2 protein-coding genes and 1 pseudogene are annotated in these 1,720 nt (G+C 60.3%); all 3 read right to left on the bottom strand.

Annotation, left to right across the window (positions count from 1 at the left end; genetic code table 11):
- Positions 1-298: pseudogene (locus ACFFN1_RS13635) on the bottom strand (hypothetical protein); the annotation flags it as partial.
- A 36-nt stretch (positions 299-334) separates the two neighbouring features.
- Positions 335-1,003 (bottom strand): response regulator, encoded by a 669-nt coding sequence (locus ACFFN1_RS13640; protein WP_376841377.1) that lies wholly within the window; start codon positions 1,001-1,003, stop codon positions 335-337.
- Positions 1,000-1,720: sensor histidine kinase (locus ACFFN1_RS13645; RefSeq protein ID WP_376841379.1), on the bottom strand; the 721-nt coding region annotated here is incomplete at its 5' end. The genes ACFFN1_RS13640 and ACFFN1_RS13645, both read right to left, overlap by 4 nt.

The raw sequence follows: 1,720 nt of genomic DNA on the forward strand, positions 1-1,720 counted from the left end.
ATCGATTCCGCGTGCGGCGACGAGGCACGGGAGGAACGCGTCGACATCGTGGTGGTATGCCTCGGCCCGCCGGAATTCGGCGGTCAATGCCCGAACGCCTCTGACTCCACAGCCGCGTCGGCGTGTTTCTCCGACAACCCAGAGGTGCGGACGAGTCGAGCCCAGCGGTCCCTCTGCGCAACCGCGGAGAGAGTTTCGTATGCGGCGGCGAGCTGCGCGCTCGACCCCACCGGTCCTGTTCGTTGGTGATCGTCTCGTGCGCCGAGAGCTCAGCGCCCGAGTACTGCAACACCTCGTAATGCGCATTCACCGGCAAATGGGAGACATTCACTACTCACGGCAGTTCGGCGAGGCCGCAGCGAAGTGCGAATAGGGCGAGTTGTACGCGATCACGGGATTGGGTCTTTGCCAATAAGTTTCCGATGTGAGTTTTGACGGTGGGCATAGTGAGCCAGAGATCGTCACAGATTTCCTGGTTCGTCATACCAGCGGCGACTCGAGCGATGATATCGCGTTCTCTGGGCGTGAGCTGATCCGCAACATCGGCCCCGGCGAGTGATGCGCTTGCGGATGGCCGGCTTTGGCGTAGTCGGAATGTGGTGAACAGCCGACGTGTAGGCCCTGGAGAGATGACAGCGTCGCCATCGTGGACCGTGTGAATCGCTGAAATGACATCACCGGGGTTGGTGTTCTTGACCAGGAAACCAGCGGCGCCAGATTCGACTGCGGTGAGGACGTGCTCGTCGGTGTCAAAGGTCGTGAGGATGATGATCTTGCTTGCAGTGTTGTTCATAATCAGGCGTTTCGTCACGGCAAGTCCATCAAGATTTGGCATCTGGATATCGAGAAGCAGGATGTCGGGTGCATCGCTGTCGTGTCGGCAAATTGCGTCAGCACCGTCGACGGCGTGCCAAAGAACGCGCATGTCTGGTTGCGCGTCAAGGATCATGGCGAGCCCTGCGGTGAAGAGAGGTTCGTCGTCGGCGAGTCCGAGGGTGATCATGACTGGCGCCAGGGCAATGTCGCGGTGACGAACCAGCCGCCGGTATCCGGATTGGGGCCTGCACTCAGGGTCCCGCCGAGCGCGCGGGCGCGTTCGCGCATGCCCGTGATCCCGCGGCGAACTTCATAGTTCGCTGACGTGCTGGAGGCGGCAGCTGGAGTGTTGAGGATCGTCAGTCCGACGGCCGAGCGATCCACGCTGATGTGTACTGTCGCTCCTGCACCGTCGGCGTGTTTGAGGATGTTAGTGAGACTCTCCTGAACAATCCGATAGGCGGCGAGTCCGACCGGGTCAGGTACCTTAGCCGGGTCGCCTTCTATGCGCAGCCGGATATTCGCTTTTGTGTACTTCAGATCTCCGATCAGGTCTGCGACGTCGCTGAGGGTGGGGGCCGGCCGCATAGGGACCTCGGTACCGTTATCCGCGTTGAGCACGTTGATGAGACTGCGGACGTCATCGACGGCGCTGCGGCTGATACGACCGATGTCGGCGAGCACCTGGTCAGCACGGTCGGGTTCAGTCCGAACGACGTACCTCACACCCTCAGCTTGGACCGCGATAGTGTTCAACGAGTGGCCAAGTACATCGTGCATCTCCCGAGCGATCCGGGTTGGGGGTGTCAGATGGGTTGTGTATGGGGGCCTGTCTGAAAGGATCTGTAGATGAGTGAAATTCATGAGCGTTGTGAGCGGTTGTCTGGTGCTGATGTTGTTGCTG

The organism is Brevibacterium otitidis, from assembly GCF_042429315.1.
Classification (GTDB): Bacteria; Actinomycetota; Actinomycetes; order Actinomycetales; family Brevibacteriaceae; genus Brevibacterium; species Brevibacterium otitidis.